The organism is Methylocapsa polymorpha, assembly GCF_045689225.1.
Taxonomy (GTDB): Bacteria; Pseudomonadota; Alphaproteobacteria; order Rhizobiales; family Beijerinckiaceae; genus Methylocapsa; species Methylocapsa polymorpha.
Genome location: NZ_CP136862.1, coordinates 2,382,464 through 2,407,169 on the forward strand (window position 1 = coordinate 2,382,464; position 24,706 = coordinate 2,407,169).

The 24,706-nt window shown below is 61.6% G+C and carries 22 protein-coding genes; 14 read left to right on the forward strand and 8 right to left on the reverse strand.

Annotation, left to right across the window (positions count from 1 at the left end; all coding sequences use genetic code 11):
• Positions 1–70: 70 nt before the first annotated feature.
• Positions 71–277, reverse strand: coding sequence for a transcriptional regulator domain-containing protein (locus RZS28_RS10940; protein ID WP_407337794.1), 207 nt, complete (start codon positions 275–277; stop codon positions 71–73).
• Positions 278–472: 195 nt separating this feature from the next.
• Positions 473–742 carry a DNA -binding domain-containing protein gene (locus RZS28_RS10945; protein WP_407337795.1) on the reverse strand — a complete coding sequence of 90 codons (270 nt, stop codon included), beginning with the start codon at positions 740–742 and terminating at the stop codon, positions 473–475.
• 132 nt (positions 743–874) lie between these two features.
• Between RZS28_RS10945 and RZS28_RS10950 the strand changes: the two genes are divergently transcribed.
• Positions 875–1,141 carry a helix-turn-helix domain-containing protein gene (locus RZS28_RS10950; protein ID WP_407337796.1) on the forward strand — a complete coding sequence of 89 codons (267 nt, stop codon included), beginning with the start codon at positions 875–877 and terminating at the stop codon, positions 1,139–1,141.
• A gap of 60 nt (positions 1,142–1,201) precedes the next feature.
• Here RZS28_RS10950 and RZS28_RS10955 read toward each other — a convergent pair whose 3' ends face one another.
• Both RZS28_RS10955 and RZS28_RS10960 read right to left on the reverse strand, forming a co-directional pair.
• Complete coding sequence (locus RZS28_RS10955) at positions 1,202–1,525, reverse strand: DUF736 domain-containing protein (protein ID WP_407337797.1); 324 nt, start codon at positions 1,523–1,525, stop codon at positions 1,202–1,204.
• A 580-nt stretch (positions 1,526–2,105) separates the two neighbouring features.
• The gene (locus tag RZS28_RS10960; RefSeq protein WP_407337798.1) at positions 2,106–2,582 is read right to left on the reverse strand and encodes a hypothetical protein; all 477 of its coding nucleotides are present in this window, start codon (positions 2,580–2,582) and stop codon (positions 2,106–2,108) included.
• Between the two features lie 332 nt (positions 2,583–2,914).
• Here RZS28_RS10960 and RZS28_RS10965 point away from each other — a divergent pair, with 332 nt between their 5' ends.
• Positions 2,915–3,157 (forward strand): hypothetical protein, encoded by a 243-nt coding sequence (locus tag RZS28_RS10965; protein ID WP_407337799.1) that lies wholly within the window; start codon positions 2,915–2,917, stop codon positions 3,155–3,157.
• 40 nt (positions 3,158–3,197) lie between these two features.
• Positions 3,198–4,514 (forward strand): radical SAM protein, encoded by a 1,317-nt coding sequence (locus RZS28_RS10970; protein ID WP_407337800.1) that lies wholly within the window; start codon positions 3,198–3,200, stop codon positions 4,512–4,514.
• Positions 4,515–4,640: 126 nt separating this feature from the next.
• On the opposite strand, the gene RZS28_RS10975 is transcribed toward RZS28_RS10970, so the two are convergent.
• The 4 genes from RZS28_RS10975 to RZS28_RS10990 form a co-directional block, all read right to left on the reverse strand.
• Positions 4,641–5,591 carry a DUF2493 domain-containing protein gene (locus RZS28_RS10975; protein WP_407337801.1) on the reverse strand — a complete coding sequence of 317 codons (951 nt, stop codon included), beginning with the start codon at positions 5,589–5,591 and terminating at the stop codon, positions 4,641–4,643.
• A gap of 337 nt (positions 5,592–5,928) precedes the next feature.
• Positions 5,929–6,984: a toprim domain-containing protein gene (locus RZS28_RS10980; RefSeq protein ID WP_407337802.1), complete on the reverse strand. Its 1,056-nt coding sequence runs from the start codon at positions 6,982–6,984 to the stop codon at positions 5,929–5,931.
• Positions 6,985–7,053: 69 nt separating this feature from the next.
• Positions 7,054–9,180 (reverse strand): ParB/RepB/Spo0J family partition protein, encoded by a 2,127-nt coding sequence (locus tag RZS28_RS10985; protein ID WP_407337803.1) that lies wholly within the window; start codon positions 9,178–9,180, stop codon positions 7,054–7,056.
• 172 nt (positions 9,181–9,352) lie between these two features.
• On the reverse strand, positions 9,353–10,549 hold the full coding sequence (locus RZS28_RS10990) for a DUF932 domain-containing protein (RefSeq protein ID WP_407337804.1): 1,197 nt from the start codon (positions 10,547–10,549) through the stop codon (positions 9,353–9,355).
• Between the two features lie 537 nt (positions 10,550–11,086).
• Between RZS28_RS10990 and RZS28_RS10995 the strand changes: the two genes are divergently transcribed.
• The 11 genes from RZS28_RS10995 to RZS28_RS11045 all read left to right on the forward strand — a co-directional run bounded on the left by RZS28_RS10995 (position 11,087) and on the right by RZS28_RS11045 (position 24,705).
• The gene (locus RZS28_RS10995) at positions 11,087–12,052 is read left to right on the forward strand and encodes a hypothetical protein (protein ID WP_407337805.1); all 966 of its coding nucleotides are present in this window, start codon (positions 11,087–11,089) and stop codon (positions 12,050–12,052) included.
• Positions 12,049–13,188, forward strand: coding sequence for a DGQHR domain-containing protein DpdB (gene dbpB / locus RZS28_RS11000; protein WP_407337806.1), 1,140 nt, complete (start codon positions 12,049–12,051; stop codon positions 13,186–13,188). Before RZS28_RS10995 ends, dbpB (RZS28_RS11000) begins: the two co-directional genes overlap by 4 nt.
• Entirely contained in the window at positions 13,188–14,477 is a 1,290-nt protein-coding gene (dpdA, locus tag RZS28_RS11005) for a tRNA-guanine transglycosylase DpdA (protein ID WP_407337807.1), read from the forward strand. Before dbpB (RZS28_RS11000) ends, dpdA begins: the two co-directional genes overlap by 1 nt.
• The gene (gene dbpB, locus RZS28_RS11010) at positions 14,474–15,562 is read left to right on the forward strand and encodes a DGQHR domain-containing protein DpdB (protein WP_407337808.1); all 1,089 of its coding nucleotides are present in this window, start codon (positions 14,474–14,476) and stop codon (positions 15,560–15,562) included. The genes dpdA and dbpB (RZS28_RS11010) overlap by 4 nt, the downstream gene beginning before the upstream one ends.
• A 5-nt stretch (positions 15,563–15,567) precedes the next feature.
• Positions 15,568–16,200: a 7-carboxy-7-deazaguanine synthase gene (gene queE / locus RZS28_RS11015; RefSeq protein WP_407337809.1), complete on the forward strand. Its 633-nt coding sequence runs from the start codon at positions 15,568–15,570 to the stop codon at positions 16,198–16,200.
• The gene (locus RZS28_RS11020; protein WP_407337810.1) at positions 16,200–16,571 is read left to right on the forward strand and encodes a 6-pyruvoyl trahydropterin synthase family protein; all 372 of its coding nucleotides are present in this window, start codon (positions 16,200–16,202) and stop codon (positions 16,569–16,571) included. Before queE ends, RZS28_RS11020 begins: the two co-directional genes overlap by 1 nt.
• Complete coding sequence (gene queC / locus RZS28_RS11025) at positions 16,571–17,290, forward strand: 7-cyano-7-deazaguanine synthase QueC (protein ID WP_407337811.1); 720 nt, start codon at positions 16,571–16,573, stop codon at positions 17,288–17,290. The genes RZS28_RS11020 and queC overlap by 1 nt, the downstream gene beginning before the upstream one ends.
• Before the next feature lie 230 nt (positions 17,291–17,520).
• Entirely contained in the window at positions 17,521–19,863 is a 2,343-nt protein-coding gene (locus RZS28_RS11030) for a DEAD/DEAH box helicase (protein WP_407337812.1), read from the forward strand.
• Entirely contained in the window at positions 19,860–20,747 is an 888-nt protein-coding gene (locus RZS28_RS11035) for a hypothetical protein (protein WP_407337813.1), read from the forward strand. Before RZS28_RS11030 ends, RZS28_RS11035 begins: the two co-directional genes overlap by 4 nt.
• Positions 20,744–24,031 carry a hypothetical protein gene (locus tag RZS28_RS11040; RefSeq protein ID WP_407337814.1) on the forward strand — a complete coding sequence of 1,096 codons (3,288 nt, stop codon included), beginning with the start codon at positions 20,744–20,746 and terminating at the stop codon, positions 24,029–24,031. Before RZS28_RS11035 ends, RZS28_RS11040 begins: the two co-directional genes overlap by 4 nt.
• On the forward strand, positions 24,028–24,705 hold the full coding sequence (locus RZS28_RS11045) for a hypothetical protein (RefSeq protein WP_407337815.1): 678 nt from the start codon (positions 24,028–24,030) through the stop codon (positions 24,703–24,705). Before RZS28_RS11040 ends, RZS28_RS11045 begins: the two co-directional genes overlap by 4 nt.
• The last annotated feature ends 1 nt before the right edge of the window (position 24,706 follow it).

The window sequence follows — 24,706 nt, forward strand, 5'->3', positions numbered from 1 at the left end:
TCCACCTGGCGCAGCGGTCAGGACGACAACCGACGCCAATTCGTCGGGATGCCAGAAGACCGGCGACTCGTCAGCGCGTTGGTCTGGATCGGCCAGAAAATCGCAGCCCCCAACACCGGGCTGGGCCCGCGACGCCGTCATCGGCCCTGGCTTGAGCGGCCTCATAGGCGATCCGATAATCGGGGTTGCGCCGCAGGAACTCCCAGGCGAGGCCGGACGGCTCCATGGCGGCGGCGTAATCATAGGCGGCGGGCGACCGCCAATCCTCCTTCGACATGCAATCGTCTCCACTCTGGGAATAATCGGATGCCTGGGATTGTGACGTTTTCTTTGTGTCCTCAATCGGGAGCGTCGCGGGACAGGAATCGGCATATCGTCATGCCGAAATCGGTTCGCCGGTTTTCAGGGTCGGCGTAAAAACGCAAGCGCGCATTTGAGGAGAGACGGACGCTGGAGCCGCCGTTCGCCGCAGTCAGCGCGGCGATCGAAGCAGCTCACGATAGCCGTGTTCGGTCAGCCAGCGGGCGCGCGCCAAATGTGTTTCATGGGCTCTCCGCGCGCGATCGGGCTCGAGCGCCGGGTCGAGGCCAAGCACGATGCGGGCGACTTCCTCCCAAGGCGCTCCCTCGGACGCCGCGTCGAGCAGCCGCATATAGGTCGGCAGATGCGAGCGATCATAGTCGGTCAGGCGCGCCTCGGACGGCGCGAAATCGGCGATGGGCGGGTCCAGCGGAGTGGGCATGATCGAAGGGCTTATGCACGCGAAGGTTGACGTTTTGCCAGGCGAAATTACGAATTCCATGGTTCGAACTGCTGCTATTCTTGCGCGAGCTCGAAGGCCGCGTATTATAATACGTAGCATCAAAATACGCGAATGGTGTCCATCCTTTGGATGGATATTCGACAGCTGTTCGGAGACAACATTCGCCGATTTCGCACGCAAGCGGGTCTCAGCCAAGAGGCCGTCGCCGAACGCATGGGCGTCGATCGGGCCCATGTCAGCAGCATGGAGCGGGGCCAGCAGAATGCCACGCTATTGACCGTATGGCATACGGCGCAGGCACTTGGGGTAAAGCCAGCCGACCTGCTCAACGAAGATTTCGCGGGTGATGTGAGCGTGCCTGAAGATTCGTCGTCCTAAACCATCTGGCGAACTGGAAGCCCCGCCCGGTTTCCCGAGCGGGGCGTCGCGACGTACGGCTCACTCGCCATTGGCCTTGCGGCTGCGCGACCAGATGAGGGTGTAGCCCTCGCCATCCTCGTCATCGAAGAGGTTGGCGTAGATCGGCGCGTTGAAGCTCGGATCGTCCAGCTTGACCGAGAGATAGTCGCGGCCCTCGTTGGAGCGCTTCGACCAGGCGGCCCCGATCTCGGCACGGCCGACATAGATCCGATGGCTGGGGGCGTTGTCGTTGGCTCGGTTGGTCTCGGGGACGATGCGGACGTTCTTGGTCTGGACGCTCAGGGTGACGATCTCGCCCTGGAACTCGCTGCCGAACTTCTTGAAGGAACCGATGTTGGCCATGGTGCTTCTCCTTAGCTGTTTCGAGCCCGCGACCACCGCGGCCTCGATGGCGATCGGGAAGCCGAAGGCGATCGACGACGCACCCGCAGCTCGGGGTCCCCATCGCGCTTGCGCGATGGGGTGAGCCGGGCAGGAGCGCAGCGGAGGATGGCGGCGGTAGACTTTCTTGCCTCGCGAGGAATGGCCAAAGGCCAGGGGAAGAAAGTCGATCCGTCCGCCGTTGCGTCTCAGGCGATCGAGGCGCAGCCGTCCTTCGGCCAGATCAAGCCATGGAGAGGCCGTGTGGTCCGCACGCCGAACAGCATCCTCGGGAGAAGACGTGGCGGACGTCGAACGTCCCGCACAAGAGGTTCGGCTTTCCAGGCGAAGAAAAGGAAACCCTGGCGTTCAGAAAGGACAACGTCACGACCCGGCAATCCGCGCAAGACGGCGACGCCGCCGATGGAAATTGTCTCTGTCGGCCCGGAGGCGCCGGCCAACCCGAGCGCTCAAACGAAGGCCTTGGCGTTCCCGGTCACGCGGACGAGGCTCATTCACCGCACCGAAATTTAACCTCTTCGACGACGAGGACGGCGCAGGCTCACCCGTCCCGGGTCGCTCCCGCCAATGGAAACGATGCCGGACCTCCCGCGCCCCGCCGATCGACATACGGCGGGACAAACAGCGACATGCGCGCCCAGGCCGTGCCGCCGACAAGGACAGCGCCAACAATCGCGAAGGCCTCGCGCCAGGCTTCGGACGGTATGCCGATATGGGCGAGCCCAAACGTCGCGTGGTAGCCTGCGATGGCGGCCGGCACGGCGAAGAGGAGCGCGATTGCGGCGCGGATGAGCGGCGTACGCACCGTCGCAAAGGCGATCTGCCCGATCGCCAGGGTCGCGCCGCCGGCGAGAACGCCAACAACAAGCGCGCCGATGACGCCCGAGCCGCTGTGAAAGGCGGCGAGTCCCGCCGTCAGGCCCGCGAAGAACGGGAGCGCGTAGACCGCGAGCGTGAACAGCAGCCAGCAGAAGAAGCCGATGCCGAAAACACTGAGAACGATACCGACGACAAGCATGGTGGAGACCTCCGTGACAAAGGGTCAAACGGGCGCGCCTTCCACCACCACCACGGCGCAGGACTGAGTATAGCGGACGACGATAGGCGGCGGCACCCGTTCAGTTAGAAGATTGCTTTCGGAAATGGCATTCCGGGCCGACCTGCGCCGAGGTCGTGAAGCTGGGCAGAGGCTCTGTGGCAAGCGGCTTGGCGGCGTTTCTGGCGCTTGGGATCGTGGACCCAGAAGATTCTAGCCCGTTGGGCGGGTCGAGCGCTGCAGGGCTTCTCAAATCCGGTATGCTGAGCTATGGTTGCAGCGTTTCATCTGCCACAATAGGAGAGGACCGTCCCATGCCAACCAAAGCTGAAGTCACACAAAAAATTGAGGGTCTGCGCGATCTCGCCAACCAACTCCCCGCCGGAGCGGGTAAGGTGGCGATCGGAAACATGGTCGCCAAGATGAGCACGCTCGCTGATTCCGTACTTAACGACGACGGGACAACGCATCCGCTTGCGACGACTTTTGTTCCGGCTCGCGGATTGTCTCCGACCGCGCTCTCTGACGGCGACGGCCATGCGGTGACGTGCTGTTAAAACACACTCAGCGTCGTCACATTTTGTTATTGGAGGGGGGATGGGCCACTTTGCTGAAGGGTACATATATGTCCCCCCTCACATTATTGCGCGTTCAGAACCGCTCTACCATGACGGATGGATCGCATTTAACTCCAAGACGTCGACTACGTTCGAGCTGACAGCTGCCGAATACTTTCTTTTAGAGGAACTGCAAGAGACAGGACTACCAGCGAGCGATTTTTCTAGGATTTGGCCGCTTGTATGCGGTAAGGATACGGCAGAAGAGCGTTCAGCATTGTTGTTGGACGGCGGCGTTTTGCATTGGTCTGATAACCCCATTGCCGGTGCGCTTCGCAAAAAACGGACTCCCCGCCTCAGGGATGACAAATCAAATTCGCTAGCATTTCTTAGCAGTCCAACCGAGCTAGAATTATGTATAACTCGGCGGTGTAATCAAACGTGCTTTCATTGCAATGTTTCAGCGGTCTCGCTAAAAAAGAGAGAAAAATCTGATACTGATTTTTGGATAAATTTGCTCGATCAAGCTGAAGAACAGCGGGTTTTGAGGGTTACCTTGACGGGTGGTGAGCCGTTCTCACGTCGCGATTTCACTGAAATTTTGACTCATATAAGTCGAAAGCCATTTGCCACAATATTACTGACAAACGGAACGTTGATTTCTGATGATCAGATTGGATTGATCCGAGGTGGATCAATAACGTTGTCTGTATCGATAGATGGTGTTGATGGGCAGCAGCATGATTCCTTTCGCCGGTCTCCTGGTGCTTTTGATGCGACCTTAAGAACGCTACGACGATTGAACGAGGCTGGCATTCAGTTTGTGATTAGCAGCGTGTTGCACGAAGGAAATGTTGCTTGTGCGACAGAATTTTTGACGCTTGCGAACAAGGTCGGAGCAGCTCGTCTTGTTGTAGTCCCGATATCGGCTGTCGGACGCGCTAAATCGCTTGGTTCAAGTGGGCAATTTCCACTTAGAGAGCGCATGTCGAATGCGATCACTTCGCTCAGAAGGGCTGCGATGGAGACTCCAGGTTTGGATGTGATAATCGGCAACCCAGACCCCGCTGTCAGAGAGCTGGTAACCATAAAAGACAGACATTCCGGTGCTACGGCGATGTCTAAGAGGAACCCAGGACTGTGTAAGGCGGGCGTATACTCGATGGCTGTTGATGAAGATGGATCAGCATATTCTTGCCTTCGTGGACTTCAAGAGCGAATCTACCCAATAGGCAATCTGAAATCGCAGACATTGGCAGAAGTGTGGTCTACATTAGGTTGGAACGAATTTCGAGATACGAATAAGCCTATGGTTCCCTGTCGTGTTGAGGAGATAGGATCTCGGCGGAGAAGCTGAGTTATTGCAGAGTTTCGGGCCGTAGACGTCTTCTCTACGTTGATCCAGTCATTCGGATCCTGTCATCGTGATGGGTCTCTGCGAGCGCGTTGCCGCGCAGAAGAAGACTACGTGCGGGTGGGGTGATCACCCGCATGCCCGCACGCCGCCGCCCCCGAATTTCCAAACTGGGATGCCGAGCTTCTTGGCCTTGTCGGCGAGGTTGTCCTGAATGCCGGTGCCGGGGAAGACCATGACCCCGATCGGCAGGACGTCGAGCATCTGGTCGTTGCGTTTGAACGGCGCGGCCTTGGCGTGCTTGGTCCAGTCGGGCTTGAAGGCGATCTGCGGCACCTTGCGGTGGTCGGCCCATTTGGCGGCGATGCGCTCGGCACCCTTCGGCGAGCCGCCGTGCAGCAGCACCATGTCGGGATGTTTGGCGTGGACGCGGTCGAGCTTGTCCCAGATCAGGCGATGGTCGTTGAAGTCGAGCCCGCCGGTGAAGGCGATCTTGGGTCCCGCGGGCAATAGCACTTCGTTTTCGGCCCGGCGCCTTGCGGCGAGGAAGTCGCGGCTGTCGATCATCGCCGACGTAAGCGTGCGATGATTGACCATCGAGCCCGAACGCGGCCGCCAGGACGAGCCGGTGTGGCGCTCGAACTGGCCAGCGGCCTGATCGCGGAAGAACTCCATGCAGTTGCGGCGCTCGATCAGCGTCTGGCCTTCGGCGGTGAGGCGTTCGAGCTCGACCGAGCGGATCTCGGAGCCGTCCTGCTCCTTTTGGCTGCGCCGCTGCGCGCGCTCATTGTCGTCGAGTTCGCGCTCGATCCGGCCGACGGCGCGATGGAAGAGATTGACGGTCGACCAGAGCAGATCCTCGAGGTCGGGTTTGAGGCGGGTGTCGCCCAGGGCCACAACGAGGGCGTCGAAAATGTCAGCGATACTGCCGGCGATCGCCTGCGCGTCGGGCAGCGGTCTCGGGTCGGGTTCGTCCTGGAAGGGACGGTACCCATAGAGCTGGAGTTCAGAGAGGACATGATCGGTCGGAGATGACGCATGCGGTGGCTCAAAGCCGGCGTCGTCGTGGTCTGTGGTCATGGGTGCGTTCCTTCGTCGGATCGACCGCGCCCATCGCGGCCTTCATGGCGACAAAGGCGGCGGGCGGACCGGACTTGCACCCGCAGCGAAGCGGAGGGCCGAAGCGTCAGCGGAGGATGGCGAAGCCCGATTGTTTTACTTCGCGATGCAAAGCGCGGCTTGCCGCGCGGCGGAAAAGAATCGGGCGCAGCCATTGCCGGTCAGGGCCGCTTGCCGCCCGATCGCCCTCTCAGAAGGCCGTAGGCTCGGTCCTCTCCGACTCTCAAGGGAAGCATGGCCAGCCTGCCCGACGCAGGACGACGGCGATGCCGTCACCCTCGCAATCTCTCGTCCCGACCTATGCCGCCAGATCCAGGAAACGGGCTGCGTCCTGCGGCGCGATCTGTATGCGGAGCGCTGCCCGCATGGCGCTGGCGCCGAGAATGCGCAGATCCTCGTTGAAATCTCCGAGTGTCGGCGACAATACGATCGCCTCGATCCCAGCCTCCCGCGCTCGGTCGATCAGCGCCGCCATCGCGCCGTCGCCAGCTGGATCGTCATCGCGTGCGATGTAAAGGCGGCGCAAGCTGTCCGGGAAAAGGATGGCGGAGAGATGCGCCGCCGAGAGCGCCGCCGCCGTCGGCATGATGGGCAGCGCCGATCGCAGCGACAGCATGGTCTCGATGCCTTCGCCCGACGCCATCACGTCGTCCACCGCACCGAAGCGGACCGCGTGCCCGAGCAGATTGCCCATCGCGCGTCGCGGGGTGTCAATCGCCGCTTTGCCGAGCGTCGCCGCGCTGAAACCGCCGGGGTCGAGCCAGGTGCGATGCGCCCCTGTCAGATGTCCGGAGCGATCGGTGACGGACGCGATCATCGCCGGCCAGGTCTCGGTCTGCGAGTGCTCGTCAGGCCGGTAGTAGCAGCGCGGATGGAAACGCAGCGATTCGGTTTCGTGCAAAGCCGTAATGCCGCGTTTGCGGAGATACGTTTCTGCAATAGTGCCCGCAATCGGCTGCGACATGGCGAAGAGCCGCCGTGCTGATTCTGGCGATCCAGCATGGGCCAATGATGGTTTCCGCCTTGGCTGCGGATCAGGCTCAAGGCGCCGCAGGCTGAGAAAGGTCCGGGCTTCGTCTGCAACGTCCTTGAAGTCGACGAGGCCGCAAGATTCGCGAATGACGTCGAGCAGGTCGCCATGCTCGCCAGTGGCGGCGTCGGTCCATTTGCCGGCGGCGCCTTTGCCGGATTCGGGGCCCTTGAGGCGCACGAACATCGATCGTCCAGGCCCATTCCTCACGTCGCCGACCAGCCAGTAGCGGCCTTCGCGGCGACCGTTGGAGAGAAAGCGCCGGCACACAGCTTCTGCCTGCCTGGCGAGGCGGCGCGCAAGCTCCGAGGCATTTTCCCTCATCGCATCCTCTGAGACGAAATAGGCCCGCCGTCGCCGGCGGGCCCAGGAGTCTGGCTTGTTGCTGCTTCGCTACTCGGCCGCGGTCACGTGCGGTTCGGCCGCGACCGGCTCATCTTCAGTCGAGGACTCGGTTTCGACCACGACCGTTTCGTATCCGTCGGCCGCCATTTTTACGCCGGTGGATTCGATCGTGGAGACCGCCTCCTGTTCCGAAGCCGAAGATGGGGATGTGATGGCCCGGCCTGGCGTGCGCAGCGGTTCCGGCAGCCAACCCGAGCCGGCAAGCAGCGCCTCGGCCTTTTCGGCCATGTCGCCCTTTTTCAAGTGGTCGATGAGCTGCGCCGCGCGTTCGCCTTTCGCCTCCCGCACCGCGCCGAGAATGCGCGCCTTGGTGACCCGGCCGAGATAGGTGTCAACAGTCGGAGCCCAGCCGGCGGCGACCATGTCGAGGTCGAGCGCTTCGGCTAGGCGATCCGCATGGGCGAGCGCACGGGGTCGACGGTTATACGGCTCGAATATCGCGTTCACCGACAGCGAGATGCAATGCGCGAACAGCGCCTGGCGGCTGTCGCCGTCAAACGCCATCAGCACATCCCACAGCTCAGTCGGCTCCTTGGGCAGAGCGGCGATCCAGGCCTGGCAGCGACGATCGAAGCCGGCGGCGAGCTCGGTGTCGTTCAGTCCCGGCGCCTGGGCGCTGAAGGCGACGCTCTTCAGATCGAGTTCGAGGCAGGAATCGGCCGCGTAGCGATAAAATGCCTTGAGGCAAAGCGCATGCAGGGCCGCCAGGAAAGCGAGGTCGGGCTGCTCGCCGAGCGCGCAGCGGAGCGCGAGCGTCCGGTGCGCCGTCAGTTCCGTCATCAGCCGGTCGGGAATGGGCTTGAGCCCATCATCCTCTTCCGGCTCCGGCGGGTTTAATGCATCCCCCTGCACGGTTTCGACATCGGTGTGTACGCGTGCGGCGATAGCCTGCTGAGCATCGTACCCCGGGTCGACTTCCGGTTCATGTTCGACCGGCGTTTCGTCCTCGGGACGGACATAGCCCCGCTCGACCCTGAGATGGCCTGAGCCGTCGATGCTGACGAAAGCGCCCGCGCGCGCGATCTCGGCTGGATCGAAACGGATAGGCCGATCCTCGAAGTCGGCGAGCGTCGTTTCGATTTCGGCCAGACGCCGCTCAACATCCTCGGCCGGTTCCTCGGCTCCCGCGTAGGTCTCCTCGAGCCGGTCGTATTCGGCCTGGAGCGCGTCGCGCGCCGCTTCTTCGTCCGCTGTGAGCGGGATTTCCTCGCCCCGGAGCTGACGCAGGCCATAGGTGTGGCCATAGGCGAAGTCAGGCGCGATCTCGATCCACTTCCAACCTTCGGCGCGAATCGACTCAGCCTCGCGGTCGAGCTTTTCAGCGACGAGGCGATCGACGAGGGCGACGTCCTGCAGCCAGCCGCCGTCGTCGCCCTGAAAAAGATCTCGCATGATCGCGCCGCCGGCGTCGGCATAGACCTCCAGTCCGATGAGCTGAGCGCGCTTGTCGCTCGCCCGCACCGCGCCTTCCGTCAGCATGCGGCGAATTGCATAAGGTTCCCTGGCATAGGACTGGGCCAAGCGCTCGAACACCTGCTCCTGGCGGGCATGGTCGCCGTTGACCGTGAAGGCCATGAGCTGGTCGAGCGTGAGCCCGTCTTCCGCGTAAACGTCGAGCAGCCGGGGCGACACGGAGGCGAGCCGCAGACGCTGTTTCACGACCGCGACCGAGACGAAAAACGCGGCCGCGATCTCCTCCTCGGACTGGCCCTTCTCGCGCAATGTCAGGAACGCGCGGAACTGGTCGAGCGGGTGGAGCGGCGCGCGCTGAATGTTCTCGGCGAGCGAGTCCTCCTCGGCGATCCCACCCTCGCGCACGACGCAAGGGATGGGCGCGGTCTTGGCGAGCCGCTTCTGCTTCACCAGCAGTTCGAGCGCCCGGTAGCGGCGGCCGCCGGCCGGAATCTCGAATATGCCGGTCTCATTGCCTTCGGCGTCGCGCACCGGCCGGACGGTAAGGCTTTGCAGGAGCGTGCGGCGGGCGATGTCCTCAGCCAGCTCCTCGATCGAGACGCCGACCTTGATCCGCCGGACGTTCGATTGGGACAGGATGAGCTTGTTGAAGGGAATGTCGCGCGAGGCGCTGAGGGTGATCTTCTGAACGGCAGTCGCCATGGGATGATGCTCCGCGACGGACGGCCGAAAGCCTCTCTCTCAGCCCTAATCCATCACGAAGCGCAGCGCCGCCCTTTTCCTCTGAGGGCAGCGCCGCAAAACCGACGATCAGGAAAGGCGGGAAACCACGAAGCCGGAGACACGGCGTTCCGCATCTCCCGCTTTCCGGGAATCAGGGCGCCCGGCCGAGCAGCTTCTTCGCGCGCGCTTCCAGATCGAGCCGCGCGTCCTGGTGAGTCTTGTCGCGCGCCACCGCCGTGATGCCCTGCACGAAATCGAAGACGCTCTCGGGCTTGCGCCCTTCCTCGGCCAGCACCGTCTCGATAATCTTCGCCGTCTCGGTCCTGGAGAAGCCGCGCTTGCGCAGGAACTCGCTGCGATCGTCGTCGGTGCGGGCGACGATCTTCTCCCGCGCCGCCTTGATGCCGTTGACGAAGGGCATGGGCGAGGAATTGGCGAAGCGGGTCAGCGCCGGGGCGGCCTCGTGCGCGAAGCGCGAGGCCGCGTATTTGGAGTGGCGGATGGTGATCTCCTCGAAATCCTCGACGCCCCACAGGTTTCTGTTTTGGCAGACGGCGCGGAGATAGAAGCTCGCCATCCCGAGCGTCTTCGCGCCCACCTCGGAGTTCCAGCAATAGAAGCCCCGGAAATACAGATCGGGCGAGCCGTCCGGCAGCCGTCCGGCCTCGATCGGGTTAAGGTCGTCGACCAGAAACAGGAAGACGTCGCGATCGGATGCGTAGAGCGTCGTCGTGTCCTGGGTGATGTCGACGCGCGGGTTGTAGACGCCGGTCGACCAGTCGAGCACGCCCGGCACCTTCCAGCGGGTGTCGCCGGTTCCGTTGCCGGCGATGCGCTGCACGGTTGAGACCAGCTCGTGGTCATAGATGCGGCCATAGTCCGGACCGGTAACAGCGCGCAGCTCGACGCGACCGTCTTCGATCTCCAGCGTCTTCACCTGCTCGGCGCGGTGCGAGGTCAGGCCATATTGCAGGTTGATGCCGGCGAGCGGCGCGGGGAGCTGGCGCAGATAGGCCCCTGGCGCGCCGACGAGGCTCGCGAGCTGACCAAAGCTCCAATGCGTCGGCGCAATCGGCGCATCCGAACTGGGCAGCATCAGCGTCAGACGCTCGGCGTCGTCGCGGCTGGCTTCCACCCGGATCGCCGCGCTCTCCACCGTCCGTGTTCGGCTGCGCTCGGTCCGGCCGCGGACAGCCGCGAACAGGTCGGACAGGGACAGATAGCGTTCGTCTGCCGGCCGCGAGAACCACTCCGACGACACGCGGCCGACGCGCTCGCCGCGGCTCACGTCCACCTTGTAGCCGCCGATATGATCGCGAGCGGCGTCCAGAACTTCCACATTGGTCATGGGTCGTCTCCATGACGGGCGCCGGAGGCCTCTCCTCCAGCCCTCAACCCGTCACGGCAAACCTGTCTGCACTCTCACTCTCGCCGACGTTGCGGGGGCACGCCTCATCGGTGCGAGCAGCGACAACTGCGGCGGCCACGCGGCCTTACCCTTTCGGTAAAATCTCGGGCCGCGTTTAGTTTTCCCTGGGCCCGAACATTCGACTGCGTGGAAGACATGGTGCAGCTCGATGGCTCGGAACCGATCTGTCGAGGATCGCGGACCGATTCGCACGTTGCCGGGCAATTTGATCCTCTTATTATTTCGACAAACTATCGCACCCAAGTCCCAATAACTGCAGTCATTAAGACCGGTCGTGCAACGGGGCCCACAGTTTCATACATATTAAATTGCAAAAGCGTTCAGTTTGCCGTAGCTATGGAATCTTCGTCATGGTATCGTACATTTCTCGTAGGGACGGAGCTTAAGACCCACTAGATATAGTTCAGAAATAGGCCCATGTGAGACGGCAAAGGGTGTTTTGAGGCGCAGTTATTCATGACGACGATTGCATTCAATGGACTCTCTGAAGGCGCGGTAAATGGGTCGGTCGCGGCAGTCATCACCATCTGCACGCATCGAAAGAAGGCGCGACCGCTTTCCGCGGCGACGCCAGTTTCTTTGCGCATTGATTCACAAGACGCCGTGCAATCTGTTTGGAACGAGAAAGTCCGGACGCTGCCGGCGGACGCCGTTGCGAGCGCGCTCTACGCCGGGCGTGGGTTTGGGCTCGCGACTCAAGCGGCGAAGATCGCTATGAGCAAACTCTATATCCTGTCCGCGGGCTTGGGCTTGGTAGCGGGTGACCGACGGGTGCCAGTGTATGGACTCACGGTGTCCTGCGGACATGCTGAGTCCATTGCGTCCCGAGTCATAGGCGAACTCGATGTCGCAGCCTGGTTTTCCGGCCTGCTCTCGGGCCCGCATTCGGATCAATGGGCAGATGCAGTCGGCCTGGGTTCAGGGCGGGTCCTCATTGCGCTCACTCGCCCCTATGCGGAGATGGTAGGTCAAAGCTTGAGCGCATTGGAACCGCAGGCCCTGGCGCGATTGCGAATCTTCGGCGCATCCCTCGGCTGCGCCCTGCCAGCCCTCCTGCATCCAGCGCTTGCTCCCTATGACGACCGGTTGGATGCTATCCTCCCCGGCACCCGCGCTGATTTTTCCCAGCGGGCTCTTTTCCATTTCGTCCGTTCAGTCGCCATCACGCACCAAGCGCAAGACCGCGACGCCGATTATGCTGCCGTGGAGGCCGCCCTCGCCGGGGTAGCGCCTCCCGACAGGCCGCGTCGCATGCGCCGAACAGACGAGGAAATTCTGCAGCTGATTTTGACACGCCTGCCGTCGCAGGCAGGTATCGCGCGGATCCTACGGGCTCTTCGGGACGAAGAGGGTATTGCCTGCGAACAATCGCGGTTCGGTCGCCTCTACCGAGCCGCACTCGAACAGAGGGCAGCGGCATGACGCGTGCGCGAAAGAGCATGGAAGCAACCCTCGCTGTTCGCGCCGTCCGCACTGAGCAGGCGGATACGGCTGTGTACGCATTTTTTGTCGCTGGCGCCGACCTTTTGAAGATCGCCGAGATCAGCCGCGTCCATAGGGATGGTGAAGGATCGCTACAAGGATTTCAGCGCAAAGGCATCAAAAGCCACGTCCAGGCGATCACGGAGTTCCTCGATCAGGGCCCGGTGCTCTTCCCGAACGCCATCATTCTCGCGATTTCACCTCGGGCGCGCTTCGTTCAGGCAAGAGGCGAAAAGCCTGGGGGCGACATACGGTCCTGCGAGGCGGGGACGCTGCGGATCCCACTACCAAGCGACGGGTCAAAGGCCGCTTGGATTGTCGACGGCCAGCAGCGTTCTATTGCGCTTTCTAAAGCTCAGAACAAAAGCTTTCCCGTTCCCGTAGTGGCTTTCGTTTCCGAAGAACTGTCGGTTCACCGCGAGCAGTTCATTTTGGTGAACAAGGCCAAGCCGCTCGACCCCAGGCTGATCAACGAATTGCTCCCTGAGGTCGATAAAGCCTTTCCACGTGACCTGTCGTCCCGAAAGATTCCAAGTGAGCTAGTCAATCTCCTTCAAACCTCGCCGGACTCTCCATTCCAAGGCCTCATCAAGAGGCTATCCGAGGATTCCGCGACCGCCGTGGTAACTGACTCGGCGTTGATCAAGGCGATCCGCAGCAGCATCAATAGCGCTCTTGGCTCTCTCGCCCCTTATAAAGCGACGGGTGATTATCCCGCCGATGTCGACGCGATGTTTAAGGCACTGGTCGCCTACTGGAGCGCCGTGCGCGGTGTCTTTCCAGACGCGTGGGGCCGTCCTCCGACCGAAAGTCGCCTTATGCACTCAGCGGGTATCGAGGCCATGAGCCTCTTAATGGACCGCATCATGTCCCGCGCGGCCCCCGGCGCGGACTTACAGCAGCACGCCACCGATGCCCTGATTCGTATCGCCCCGCACTGCCGCTGGACCGCTGGCAGATGGCAGGAGTTGCAACGCGAATGGAATGAGATTCAGAATGTCGGGCGCGACATCAAGCTCTTGTCGGGTCACCTCGCGCGTCTCGACCACATACACGCCTTCGCTAAGGTCGCCTGATGCGGTTCGTGTTCGCTGATAGCGTCGATACGGTCGACCCCGGATATGACTTCGTTGCAGATCGAAACGGCGAGGGCCGATCGGTTCACCGCGATGATCAATACCCTCATGAATTCCTAGAGCAGGCCCCCTATGATGGAATCCTGGTCTCTCGCGGTATCGTCGGCGATGCGCGGTATCCCGGAAAATACTCCGAGGCCCAATTGATGCGCTTTCGTCGCGAAGGGGCTCGGCGATTCCTGCGCTATCCGCTCGAGCGCTTTCCAGATAGCCTTTTGATGGGCGACTGCGGCGCCTTCACGTACCGGAATCTTCCGGAGCCGCCCTACAGCGCCGAAGACACTGCCGAATTCTATGCCGATGGCGGCTTCACTCACGGTTGTTCGCCGGACCACCTCATCTTCGACTTCGACGACGTGAGCGTGACCCGAACTTTGGGCGACGTGCCTGACGATGTGCGGCGTCGCTACGAAATCACGATTCAGAACGCTGCCGAGTTCTATAAAGCCGCTAGGGGCATAGGCGCTGGGTTCACCTCGATGGGGGTCATCCAGGGCTGGTCTGCTGAGAGTATGACGCAGGCTGCTCTTAACCTGGCTAGTATGGGCTACGAGTACTTGGCCATCGGCGGGACCGTCCCATTGAAGATCGATCAGATCCGGCGTGTCTTGCACGCTCTGCGCGACGCGCTGCCCGCTCGCGTCCGGCTTCATCTCCTGGGTTTCGGGAAAATCGAGGAACTGGCCACGCTAGAACGGTACGGCGTAAGCAGTTTCGACACCACGTCGCCGCTGTTGCGCGCTTTCAAGGACGCGCGGAAGAATTATTGGGTGCGGACAGCTGGCGGCGATCTCTCATACTATACCGCGATCCGTATTCCACAGGCCACCGAGAACAACAAGCTCAAACACAAGGCGCTCGAAGGAAGCCTCAACCAGGAGGATGCCAGGCGTCTTGAGGACAGCGCGCTCCGCGGCGTGCGCGCTTACGCCGCCGGCGGCGCGACATTGGACGAGAGTCTCGATGCGGTGATGGATTATTGGGCCGTCTTGAACTGGGATGAGGAGGTCTCGCCTAACCGCCGGGCGGACGCCGCCGCCCGACAGCGCAAGGCATACGCCCATACCCTTGGCGATCGCCCCTGGGAGCGATGCAGTTGTCGGGTTTGCCGGGAAAGCGGCGTGGAGGCGTTAATCTTCCGCACTTCCAACCGCAATAAGCGGCGCGGCATCCACAATCTCCACGTTTTCCATACCCACTTGAGCGAATTTCGGCAGGACAACGCATGACTAAACGCCACATTCTTCGCTTTGACGCCTTGGCGCCGCTTCAAAGCCGAAAGTTCACAGTTTTCACTTTCATTGCGAAGGCTGCTGAAATCGCACGCATCGCTCGGATCGAACGAGCAGGGCGCGATAATGACGGCGCGCTCCAAGGCTTCCAAAGGCCGCAGATCGCTGGCCACATCCGCGAAATCCGGGACTATCTTGAAAAACCGAACGCTATCCTACCCAACGCGATCGTGGTGGCGTTCACGGGCCAAGCTCGACTGGAACCGGCTATGACCCCGAAGGGTCGACTTCGCCAACTGGTCATAGACACGTCTAAAGGGCCGCCGGGTTGGATTGTTGATGGGCAACAACGCTTTACGGCGCTTTCTGAACTCCGTGGGCGTGACTTTGAAGTGCTGGTATCCGGCTTCCTATGCGAAACGGAAGAGGAACTGCAAAAGCAGTTCATTCTCGTCAATAACACGCGTCCATTGCCAAAGGCGCTCGTCTACGAACTTCTCCCTAAGGTCGGGGACCTGCCGCCGCGGATGTCGAGTCGCTCGCAAGCAGCGCTTGTCACGGAAGCCCTTAATTATCGCAGAGGCTCTTCGCTAAAAGGGTTGATCAAGCAGCAAACCAATCCGAAGGGAGTTATCCGAGACACGGTTCTGCAGCGGGTCATTATGAACTCCCTAAGTGACGGAGCGCTGCGTCTCTACGCTGGCGAAGAAAAGCTTCTGCTGGCACAGGGCGTTACGATAATGAGCGAGTTTTTTCACGCGGTTCAGCACGTCTTCGCGGACGATTGGGTCGGTAAGTCGCCCAAGACGTCCCGGCTGATCCACGGCGCTGGTATCGTCGCGCTAGGTTATGTCATGGACTTCCTTAACAGCGTCACCGGGGCCACCACACGTGACGAATTCACGCGCGGCCTGCGGTTGCTCAAAGGACGGACCGCTTGGACTGAGGGCGAGTGGGAGTTCGGCGCGGAGCGCCGACGCTGGAACGGCCTTCAGAACGTTCCATCTGATATCCGCCAGTTGTCGCTTCATCTAGTTCAGGTCCTTAAGCGGCGTTTGTCTGAAACCGATCGAGCGGCCTGACGGCGATGAGCTACGCGGTCAAAGAAATATTTTACTCATTGCAAGGCGAGGGCCGTCATTCCGGCCGACCAGCCGTCTTCTGCCGCTTTGCCGGCTGTAACCTGTGGAGCGGCCGTGAACGCGACCGCGCGAGCGCAACCTGCAACTTTTGTGACACTGACTTCGTGGGCGTCAACGGCGATGGCGGTGGTCGATTCAACGATGCGCGGTCGCTGGCGAAGGCAATTGAGGGCAAGTGGGGAGACGGTCGTCAGCAACGATTCGCGGTTTTGACTGGAGGTGAGCCGCTCCTGCAGGTCGATTACGAACTCTTGTCGGCAATCCACAACCTCGCGTTCGAAATTTCCCTCGAGACAAACGGCTCGTTTCGAGTGCCATCCGAAATCGACTGGATCACGGTCAGCCCAAAGGGGTCGACACCACTGGCCCAGACGACGGGGGACGAATTGAAGCTGGTCTTTCCTCAAAAAGACGCGGATCCCGCGAAATTTGAGGATCTCGCCTTCGATCACTTCTTGCTTCAGCCGCTCGACGGGCCCGATCTCGAATCGAATACGGCGGCTGCTATAGCCTATTGCCTGCATCATCCGCGCTGGCGCCTGTCTCTACAGACACACAAGTTCATGGGCATTCGCTGATGTACGAACTAAGTAAGGAGTTCCGATTCGACGCAGCGCACACGCTGGACCGGACGGTGGATGCCGAGCCGAGTCGTCGGATCCACGGCCACTCCTATCGGGCAGAGGTGGTCATTCGCGGTCGCCCTGACCCAGAGAGCGGCATGGTCATTGACCTGGGCCTGCTCGATCAAGTCCTTCAGGAGACTCGCGACGGCCTGGATCACCGGTTTCTGGACGAGATCACCGATCTTGGACCGGCGACAATGGAGAACCTGTCATCATGGATATGGCGCAAACTTGCGCCGATCTGTCCGAATTTATGGCGGGTCACCGTAAGGCGCGACAGCGACAACGGTGCCTGCAGTTTCTACGGCGCGGAGGCTGCTTGATGACGAACGCAACGGCATTGGTCTTGTTTTCGGGGGGGCAGGACTCGACGACCTGCCTCGCCTGGGCGCTTGAGCGGTTTGAACGGGTCGAGACAATTGGCTTCGATTATGGCCAGCGTCACCGCGTTGAGTTGGACATTCGCCCGGACATCCTGACTCAGTTGCGCGCTCAGTTTCTCGCCTGGGACGATAGGCTTGGGAACGATCACCTGATCGATTTGCGGTCGCTGGGCGCGATCAGCGACACAGCTCTTACCTCCGATCGGGCGATCGCCTTCGCAGAAAGCGGCCTTCCGAACACTTTCGTTCCCTGTCGCAATCTCCTCTTCCTGACCTATGCCGCCGCGGTCGGCTACCGCCGCGGATTGAATCACCTGATCACGGGCGTGTGCGAGACCGATTTCTCCGGCTACCCTGACTGTCGAGACGACACGATCAAGGCCCTTCAGGTTGCGCTCAATCTTGGGATGGATCGGCGGTTCGTCGTCGACACGCCGCTAATGTGGCTCGACAAGGCCCAAACTTGGGCGCTCGCCGATGAAATCGGCGGCGGCGCGCTCGTGGATATCCTCATCGAGCACTCACACACCTGCTACCAAGGAGACCGGACGCATCGGCACGATTGGGGCAGTGGATGCGGAGCCTGTCCCGCTTGTGACCTACGGGCGGCGGGCTATACCCAATGGCGACGGGGTTTGGAGCGCCTTCCAACCTCCTAGTAACGCGAATTGCCTCATACATTCTAAAGTGGTTTAGTTAGGCCGGAGATGGCCGCGCGGTGATTCAGAAAGCAGTGGAAAACGAAACGATTGAGGCCTACCGCGCCAGTGACGAGTGGCGCGCCAAGGGTGCGGCCCGCTGTCGGAAAGCCCTAGTTCAAGCAACGGCTCCAAGCGACCGACTGGCACTTTTGCGAACGTTGGTTCGATTCTCGTACGGCCGGGTAGTCTTGACCGATGAAGAAATCGTACTCAGTCGATCTGAGACGGAACTCCTAGGCCGGTTCGGCTTGGCCAGCGACGGAAAAATCCTGCGGCTCATGGAGACCAGCGAGGACTTCGTCCTTGTTCCCGGCCTGTACGACGCGCTGAAGTTCGAGAGCGCGCCTCGGCTAGTCTTCGAGCCCGCATCGCCTGACGCCGCGCTTCTGCGCTCGACGCCCTATAGGCGATACAGAAGCGCTGCGCAGAAGGCTGCAGTCCGCGCCTTACTCACGATGCCGGCAGGTGGCGGGCTTATGGTAAGCATGCCGACGGGTTCGGGGAAGAGCCTGCTGTTCCAGATCGCTGCGCTCGAAGCCCGACGGCGGCGGACCGGAAGCTGCGTCGTGGTAATAACGCCGACGGTAGCGCTCGCCTTGGATCATCAGCGAACCCTATCGGGCATCGCAGGCCTCGAGAGAAGCATTGCGCTTACGGGCGACCTGAAGGGCTCCGCAAGAGAGGACGCGCTGTTCGCCTTCCGTCGCGGTGACGTCCCGATCCTTCTGCTCTCCCCAGAGCAAGTCTTGAGCTCGGCAGTTTCCGCCGCGCTCGCAGAAGCCGCCATGGATCCGGCGCAGAAGCCCGGCGGACTGGCGGCGAGCCTCGCGGTTTTCGTTATAGACGAAGCGCATATCGTGGAGCAGTGGGGGCGAAGTTTTCGACCAGACTTTCAACGCCTCTCCTCTGCGCTCGCCGCCCTGCGCCGTCATGATCCAAACTTGCGAGCGCTGCTGTTGTCAGCGACCTTGCCTCCAGCAGCGCGACGCGAACTGCGCCGATCCTATGGTGCCGCGCCGCAACCGTGGCTTGAGGTCGACGCCCGGGCTCCGCGGTATGAGTTCGATGTTGCGATCCAGTCTTTCGACGATCCTGCGATCCGGCAAACTGCGCTCGACCTTGCCATTGATCGGGTGCCCAGACCTGTGATTGTCTACACAACCCTAGTAGAGGAGGCGTCCCATCTCTACGACCGTTTGACGAGGGAGCGCGGCTATCGGCGCGCAGCGCTCTTCACCGGCGCCATTTCGGACCCAGGACAACGGCGAGCCATCGTGGACCAATGGGCCGTTGACGAAATCGACCTTGTCGTGGCGACCAGTGCGTTCGGCATGGGGGTAGACAAGGCGGATGTACGCGCAGTCGTTCACGCCTGCCTCCCTGAAGGTCCCACGCGCTGGTATCAAGAGATCGGCCGAGCGGCGCGCGATGGGTACCAAGGCCTCGCGGTTTGCCTGTTCACGGACTTTGGACCTCAGCTTGGACCAACGAGCGACGTTCGCGATGCTTTTGGGCAGTCGACGCGAAGCTGGCTCGGCAGGGACAAAGCCGAAAGCAGATGGCGTGCGCTTGTCGATCGGCGCCGGGACATGACCTGGCAAGGCGAACGCCGCCGGCTCACATTGGATCTCGACGCTGTGAGAGAAGGCTTGGCCAATTTCTCGGGAGACTACAATCGGGCGTGGAACCGGGCGCTCCTAACACTACTCCAGCGCGCTGGCGTTTTGGAGGTCGTTACAACAAATCCGAGTGGCGACGAACCGGGCGATCTATGGGTCGTCGACATCTGCGACGATCGAATGTTCGAAAAGTCGATGTCCAACGTTTGGGATTACATCATGTCGGTCCGGGACGCCGAACAGGCGGAGGCCAAGGAGGAGCTCAGTCTTTTTGTCGCGCTGATGCGTCAACCAGAGTCGAAATGCGTCACCAGGGCTGCCTTTGAGCTTATCGAGGGTGGCACGGTGTTCGCTGAGCCCTGCGGGCGCTGTCCCTCATGCCGAATGCGTGGCGTTCACCCGCCGAGAGTCTTGGCCTGCAGCGGCTTGGAGACCGCATGGCCCGGCCCCATCTCCTGTGAAGAGGCGCGACTTCCGGCCGGTGTAACCCTGCTTGCGCCGTATGATCCAGACTTCGAACGCGGGGTAGAGCAGTTGGCGACTAGCTTGGCCCGCGTCGGCGTGGAGCAACTAATCGTCGCTGCCGGTCACGTCGACGCCGCGGCGGAGGCACTGATCGAAATCGAGCCCCGATACGGGTTTGTCCTGGCCTATGACGAATGGAGCGGGCCGCCGACGGCCTTCGCCCGGGTAGGCACGGCGGTCTTCCTGCCTGCGAATGAAGGGTTGGCGCGACAACTCCTGGCGCGAGTGCGACAGGTGACATTGGCATGGCCGGAGATTATGATCATCGTGGTGGCTCAACCAGATCGAGAACTGGAAGGACGTCGGCTGGACCAGACGGTGTCTGCACGAGCGCCGATTTCAGAGTCTATGCTCGACGATCTCGCAGCCGATCGGGAGGTTGCATGAGTCTCTTGTCGAATACTCAAGGCTCGCCCGAGCGCGTCTGGTCGGTCTTAACAGCTCTCGCCACCTTCGGAGGACAGTCGCGGGCGGAATTGGAAAGTCTCCTGAACCCAGGTTCCTTGAAGGCCGGCGTCACGACACTCGTCAATACGGCCAATGTGCGCCAGGTGATCAGCGCGGCGTCGAGCCTGGGCGGCGTCGACGGCGACCGCTCTTCGGTCAGCACCCACGTGGGAGTTGCCGTCATTGACCAGCCATCCATGTCGGATTGGGTGCATGACGTGTTGTGTGGGATCGAAAGTTCGGCGAAGGACGCCGTTGTTCTCGAGACCTACGCTTGGCTCATCGCTCGAAGCGAGCGGATGGGCTCTATGAGTTGGATCTACGAACTGACCGCCGAGTCCTTCGCCGACCAAGCGGCCGCGGGTCTGATAGGTGACGACGATGACGGCGGCAAGAAGATGAATAAGGAAAAGGTCGTCGCCTGGCGTCGATGGCTGGTCTTTCTTGGCTTGGCGACCGCCATGCCGGCGCCGATGCCGGCGAACCCATCCCCGGCTGCGCGGATTCATCGGGAGCTTCAGCGTGCGAGCGCTCAAGGCTCTATGCAGAGCGCCGACGAGTTTCTCGGGCTGTTGTCTGAACGGATGCCGTATCTGGATCGCGGGCGGTTGTATCTGCAAGCGTGCGAACGCTTATCGCAGCCATCGTCGCCCCGTCGGCTCTCGCCGGTGCTTAGCGCCGCCCTGCGGGAATTGCAGGACGAGGGTGCGCTGGACCTGCAACAGCTTGGGGATTCGCCCGATGTAGTCAGTCTTTCCCCGGACCCAACCCACCCGACGCAGGGTTTCGTTCAGGTCAGCATCGCCGCAGGACCGGCGTCGTGACCCACGCCTTTGCCTGTTGGACGGCGGCCAGCGCCTCCGCTGTTATTCCCGCAGAGGCCTTGGAAGGCGCTGACGCGATATTCCTCGCGACCCACACGCCGATGCAGGGATTTGATCTGGGGGGGCCCGGCCGAGCCGACATCCATGCCGAAAACGAACGGTCGGTCCTTGAGGCGCTCTCACAGCCTGACCGAAAGCACGCCTTCTGCGTCGTTCAAGGCGAACCGGGCTCCGGCAAGTCTCACTTGATCCGTTGGCTCTCAGTGAACTGGCCTAAAGGCGACGACGTAAAGCTGTTGCTTCGGCGGTCTGACGGCAGCCTTGAAGGCGCGCTGCGCCAACTGAAGGAGCGGTTGCCCGCGGAGTTTGAACCTTTGTTCGCCCATCTGGGCCAGAGGCATCGCGCAGCTTTTCAAGGACGCGCGAATATCTTCCTCGGCACGCTGGCCGAGACATTGGAGTCCGGCCACTTCGACCCGCCCTTGGACGATGATGACTGGTGCCGGAAGAGGCACCCCGCCGACCTCCTCCGACACGGCGCGGTACGCAAAGGCTGGACCGCCCCAGCCCGCATCCTCGCGTTGCTTGAGGGTGCGGGGGGGCAGCGGAACTCCGCAACCGCCGACTTTGACCTGTTCGATATCGAGGATCTGGCCCGCTATTGCGGCACAGTCAGAGGAAGTGGCGTTTCTGGTCCGACCGAAGAGTTGGCCCGCCGGCTCATCCACGAATCCGACGTCGTGAATGAGTGGCGCAATCAGGGCTGGAATGCAGTGGAGATTGCGCAACAGGTTCCGGGACACCTGCGGACATGCCTAGAGTTTTTGAACGTTCTCAATCGACGCCGCAACCATGCGATCCAGAATGTCCTTGGCGTATCTGCGGAAGGGCTTAAGGCCCTGTTCCGACAGGTCCGAGAAGTGCTCGCCAAGCGCGGTCAAAGGCTGATCCTGTTGTTGGAGGATATCACTAGCTGGGAAGGCCTGGACGACAGCTTGATCGACGTCCTGGTCTTCAATGCCGCGGTCCGAGGCGATGAGTCTGAGATCGACGTGTGCCCGTTGATCTCGGTAGTGGGGGTGACGCCGGCCTACTATGGCAAGCTCCAGGGGAACTACCGTGGCAGGATTACCCATGAGGTTCTGCTCGGTCGCGTTACCAAAGAGTTGCAGGACGTCGCCACCTTCCGCCACCGCCCCACGCGATTATGCTTCGCCGCCCGTTACCTTGCCGCCGTCCGGGCCGGCGTCGACCGGCTCAACGCGTGGGCTGCGGATCTCGTAAGCGAGCCAGACAGCCCGCCTCCCAACATCTGCATGGGCTGTAACAAGCGGGCAAGCTGCGTCGGCACTTTTGGGGAGGTGGACGGCGTGTCTCTCTTTCCATTTACCGCTAATGCGCTGGACCGCTTGTACGACGGCCTTAAGGAGAGCGATAACGGACTGACCTGGAAGACGCCCCGTGGAATGCTGCAGGCCGTGCTTCTGCCAAGCTTGGCAGAACCGCAACGCCTCGATGAAGGCTCCTATCCCGGTGTTGCCATCGAGCCCCTGCCAATCCAGGATCATCGTCGGGCCGACTATGTCCTATCTAGTAATCACCTGGCGAGGATCATCGAAACTCAGATGGTCAACAACTCCGAGGGCGAAAGGGGCAGGATGCGCCGCATCTTTGCGTATTGGGGTGACCCTGAACGGGCAGAAACTACGGAGGTTGGCGGAGACCTCGCCCTGGCGGGTGTAAGCCGAAGCCTCCTCACCGCCTTCAACCTTCCATGGATCGGGTCTCCGCACGCACGAGCCGTCCGCCCCGCAGCCAATGATCTGGTTGAGGCTCCGGCTGCCGCCGAGGAACGCGCAGCCGTTGCTGAAGCAGAACCCGTGGCTCCCGAAACGCGCAAATTTCCTGAAGCGTTGCGACCCGGCGGCAGTCCGGCGCGCAAACCCGAAGCCGTGGCGCGGCCGATGAACAAGGGCCCGACGAGGCCAGAACTGGAACGCCTCCGCGACGAATTGCGGACCTGGAGCGTTGGCCACTCGATCACCAACGCGACTGATTGGAACAAGACCGTGCACTTTCTGGTCCGGAGCTTGGATGCGCGCACCCTCGGCTTGCCTCAATCGGTTCTGGACCGGCTTGTCACACTTGAAATGGTCAAGCTTGAGGGCACAACCTCGCGGCAGCGCCACTACCTGAGTATCGGGCCCGAGGCATGGGTGCGCAGCGGACTAGAAGCCTACGTCGCGCTCAAACCGGGCGGTGCCCTAAGCTCGGACGACCAAGAATATAACCGGCGAAAGCTCGCCGCGATGATGCGGCGTCTGGGCATCCTGGTTTCAGACTACGTTGATCAGCGCCTTGGCCGCACCGAGGACGGGCGACGCTGGTCGCCCGTGCCGGTGTTGACGCAAATCCTGCTCGCCCGCTGCTGGCTACGCTGCGCCGTATCGCCTGATGCGCCGTGGTCCGAGCAGTTGCGCGTCCTGCTTAGCGACGAGGAGGTGACCGACGGCGATCGGAAGGCTCGATCCGCGCCCTGGCAGGAATGGCTCAGCGCCACCGATCAGTGGCACAACAAATTTCGAATTGAGCTTCGTAAGGCGATGAACCTGTCGCTTGGTGAAGGCCAAGGCGTCGCAGACCTTTCGGAAGCCGCTGGCGCCATGCTGCGGCTCCGGGAAACGCTTCGGTTCGACGTCTCACCGAGTGACGGCAACGACACCTTGGTCAACGAATACGACACGGTCAAGCGATTGGTCATCGATGCTGCAACCGCCCTGACGCGGATAAGGCATGTTGAGTTGGCCCAGTTGGTCGACAGGGGCAAGCGACTGATGAGTTTGCTGGGGGGCCGAGGTATCGCCGAGCATCTGTCCCAGGTGGACAAAGTTATTAGCGTCGTCTCCATTCTCCTCCCTGACATTGCGCCCGAAAAGGTCGGGGAGTGGAAGCGGGCATTCGGGCGAATTCAGAAGAGACTAAACGAGGAGGGCCCTATGCGAACGGAGGCCTTTCTCGTCACCTTTGACGAACCGGAGACGAGTCCTCCGGCGGATCGGGCGTCGCTCTTAGGTTGGCTGGCGCGGGCCCCCGCCCGCGACCTCGAAGACTGGCGTGAGATAGCGGTGCTCGGAGAGCAAGTGATGCGTCTACTCCTTGTCGGTGCCAAGGATATCATCGGCGCTGGCGGATCCGCCTCGCTTGAGGAGGTTCATCAGGTGGGACGCAAGATCCAGGATGTCCTAGACAAGAGCCGGCCTCCGCCAACGATTGGGGTGGCATGAGCGACACGTTACTCGATTTGCAGGCTCTAATACCTGACTTGGCGCCGGCCGTCGAACGCCGCGAACTTGGCGATCGGCTGACGATCATCACAAACACTTTGCGCGAATTCCCCGGGGAGATAGAGCGTCTCGACGCCCTCCTCGACATCGCCGCTCTGACTAAGTTTGCGGCCGATTTGGCCGAACTACGTGACGACGCCGCCGACGCCGCTGAGGCGCTAAAGACCGCCCAAAAGTCGGACGAATTGAGGGAGGCCAAAGACGCGTTTGAAGCGCTTCGGAAGACCCTCGCCCGAGTGGGGCGCCAAGTAACGGAGCATTGGCGAAGCATCGTTGAGCGGGAATTCAGGCCTTTGATTGCGTTCGGGATGCTCCTGGAGCGCGTCGATAATCTCGCTGACCTCGGAAGACGCATGCAAAGCTGCGCGCATGAGGCGCTGGCGAGCAAACAGAACAATAGATTGTCCGACCTGAGGCCAATCGTGAGGAGGCTGATGCTCGAGGCCGAACGTTTACACACGGAACGGGCGGCGAGCGTCGGCGCAATTCCGGGCGTCGGCGATTTCCTGAGCGCGGTGGGCGACCAACGCGCCACCCTGGCTCTGGTGACGCCTGCTGTTTTGGATTGGCTTAAGGAGAATGGCGCCCTTGAGAACTTCAAGGTGAGCGCGTGAG

Bases quoted from the DNA above. Each gene is read 5' to 3' on its own strand.
- RZS28_RS10940 (WP_407337794.1), bottom strand. From the start codon at position 277: ATGTCGAAGGAGGATTGGCGGTCGCCCGCCGCCTATGATTACGCCGCC.
- RZS28_RS10945 (WP_407337795.1), bottom strand. From the start codon at position 742: ATGCCCACTCCGCTGGACCCGCCCATCGCCGATTTCGCGCCGTCCGAG.
- RZS28_RS10950 (WP_407337796.1), top strand. From the start codon at position 875: ATGGTGTCCATCCTTTGGATGGATATTCGACAGCTGTTCGGAGACAAC.
- RZS28_RS10955 (WP_407337797.1), bottom strand. From the start codon at position 1,525: ATGGCCAACATCGGTTCCTTCAAGAAGTTCGGCAGCGAGTTCCAGGGC.
- RZS28_RS10960 (WP_407337798.1), bottom strand. From the start codon at position 2,582: ATGCTTGTCGTCGGTATCGTTCTCAGTGTTTTCGGCATCGGCTTCTTC.
- RZS28_RS10965 (WP_407337799.1), top strand. From the start codon at position 2,915: ATGCCAACCAAAGCTGAAGTCACACAAAAAATTGAGGGTCTGCGCGAT.
- RZS28_RS10970 (WP_407337800.1), top strand. From the start codon at position 3,198: ATGGGCCACTTTGCTGAAGGGTACATATATGTCCCCCCTCACATTATT.
- RZS28_RS10975 (WP_407337801.1), bottom strand. From the start codon at position 5,591: ATGACCACAGACCACGACGACGCCGGCTTTGAGCCACCGCATGCGTCA.
- RZS28_RS10980 (WP_407337802.1), bottom strand. From the start codon at position 6,984: ATGAGGGAAAATGCCTCGGAGCTTGCGCGCCGCCTCGCCAGGCAGGCA.
- RZS28_RS10985 (WP_407337803.1), bottom strand. From the start codon at position 9,180: ATGGCGACTGCCGTTCAGAAGATCACCCTCAGCGCCTCGCGCGACATT.
- RZS28_RS10990 (WP_407337804.1), bottom strand. From the start codon at position 10,549: ATGACCAATGTGGAAGTTCTGGACGCCGCTCGCGATCATATCGGCGGC.
- RZS28_RS10995 (WP_407337805.1), top strand. From the start codon at position 11,087: ATGACGACGATTGCATTCAATGGACTCTCTGAAGGCGCGGTAAATGGG.
- dbpB (WP_407337806.1), top strand. From the start codon at position 12,049: ATGACGCGTGCGCGAAAGAGCATGGAAGCAACCCTCGCTGTTCGCGCC.
- dpdA (WP_407337807.1), top strand. From the start codon at position 13,188: ATGCGGTTCGTGTTCGCTGATAGCGTCGATACGGTCGACCCCGGATAT.
- dbpB (WP_407337808.1), top strand. From the start codon at position 14,474: ATGACTAAACGCCACATTCTTCGCTTTGACGCCTTGGCGCCGCTTCAA.
- queE (WP_407337809.1), top strand. From the start codon at position 15,568: ATGAGCTACGCGGTCAAAGAAATATTTTACTCATTGCAAGGCGAGGGC.
- RZS28_RS11020 (WP_407337810.1), top strand. From the start codon at position 16,200: ATGTACGAACTAAGTAAGGAGTTCCGATTCGACGCAGCGCACACGCTG.
- queC (WP_407337811.1), top strand. From the start codon at position 16,571: ATGACGAACGCAACGGCATTGGTCTTGTTTTCGGGGGGGCAGGACTCG.
- RZS28_RS11035 (WP_407337813.1), top strand. From the start codon at position 19,860: ATGAGTCTCTTGTCGAATACTCAAGGCTCGCCCGAGCGCGTCTGGTCG.
- RZS28_RS11045 (WP_407337815.1), top strand. From the start codon at position 24,028: ATGAGCGACACGTTACTCGATTTGCAGGCTCTAATACCTGACTTGGCG.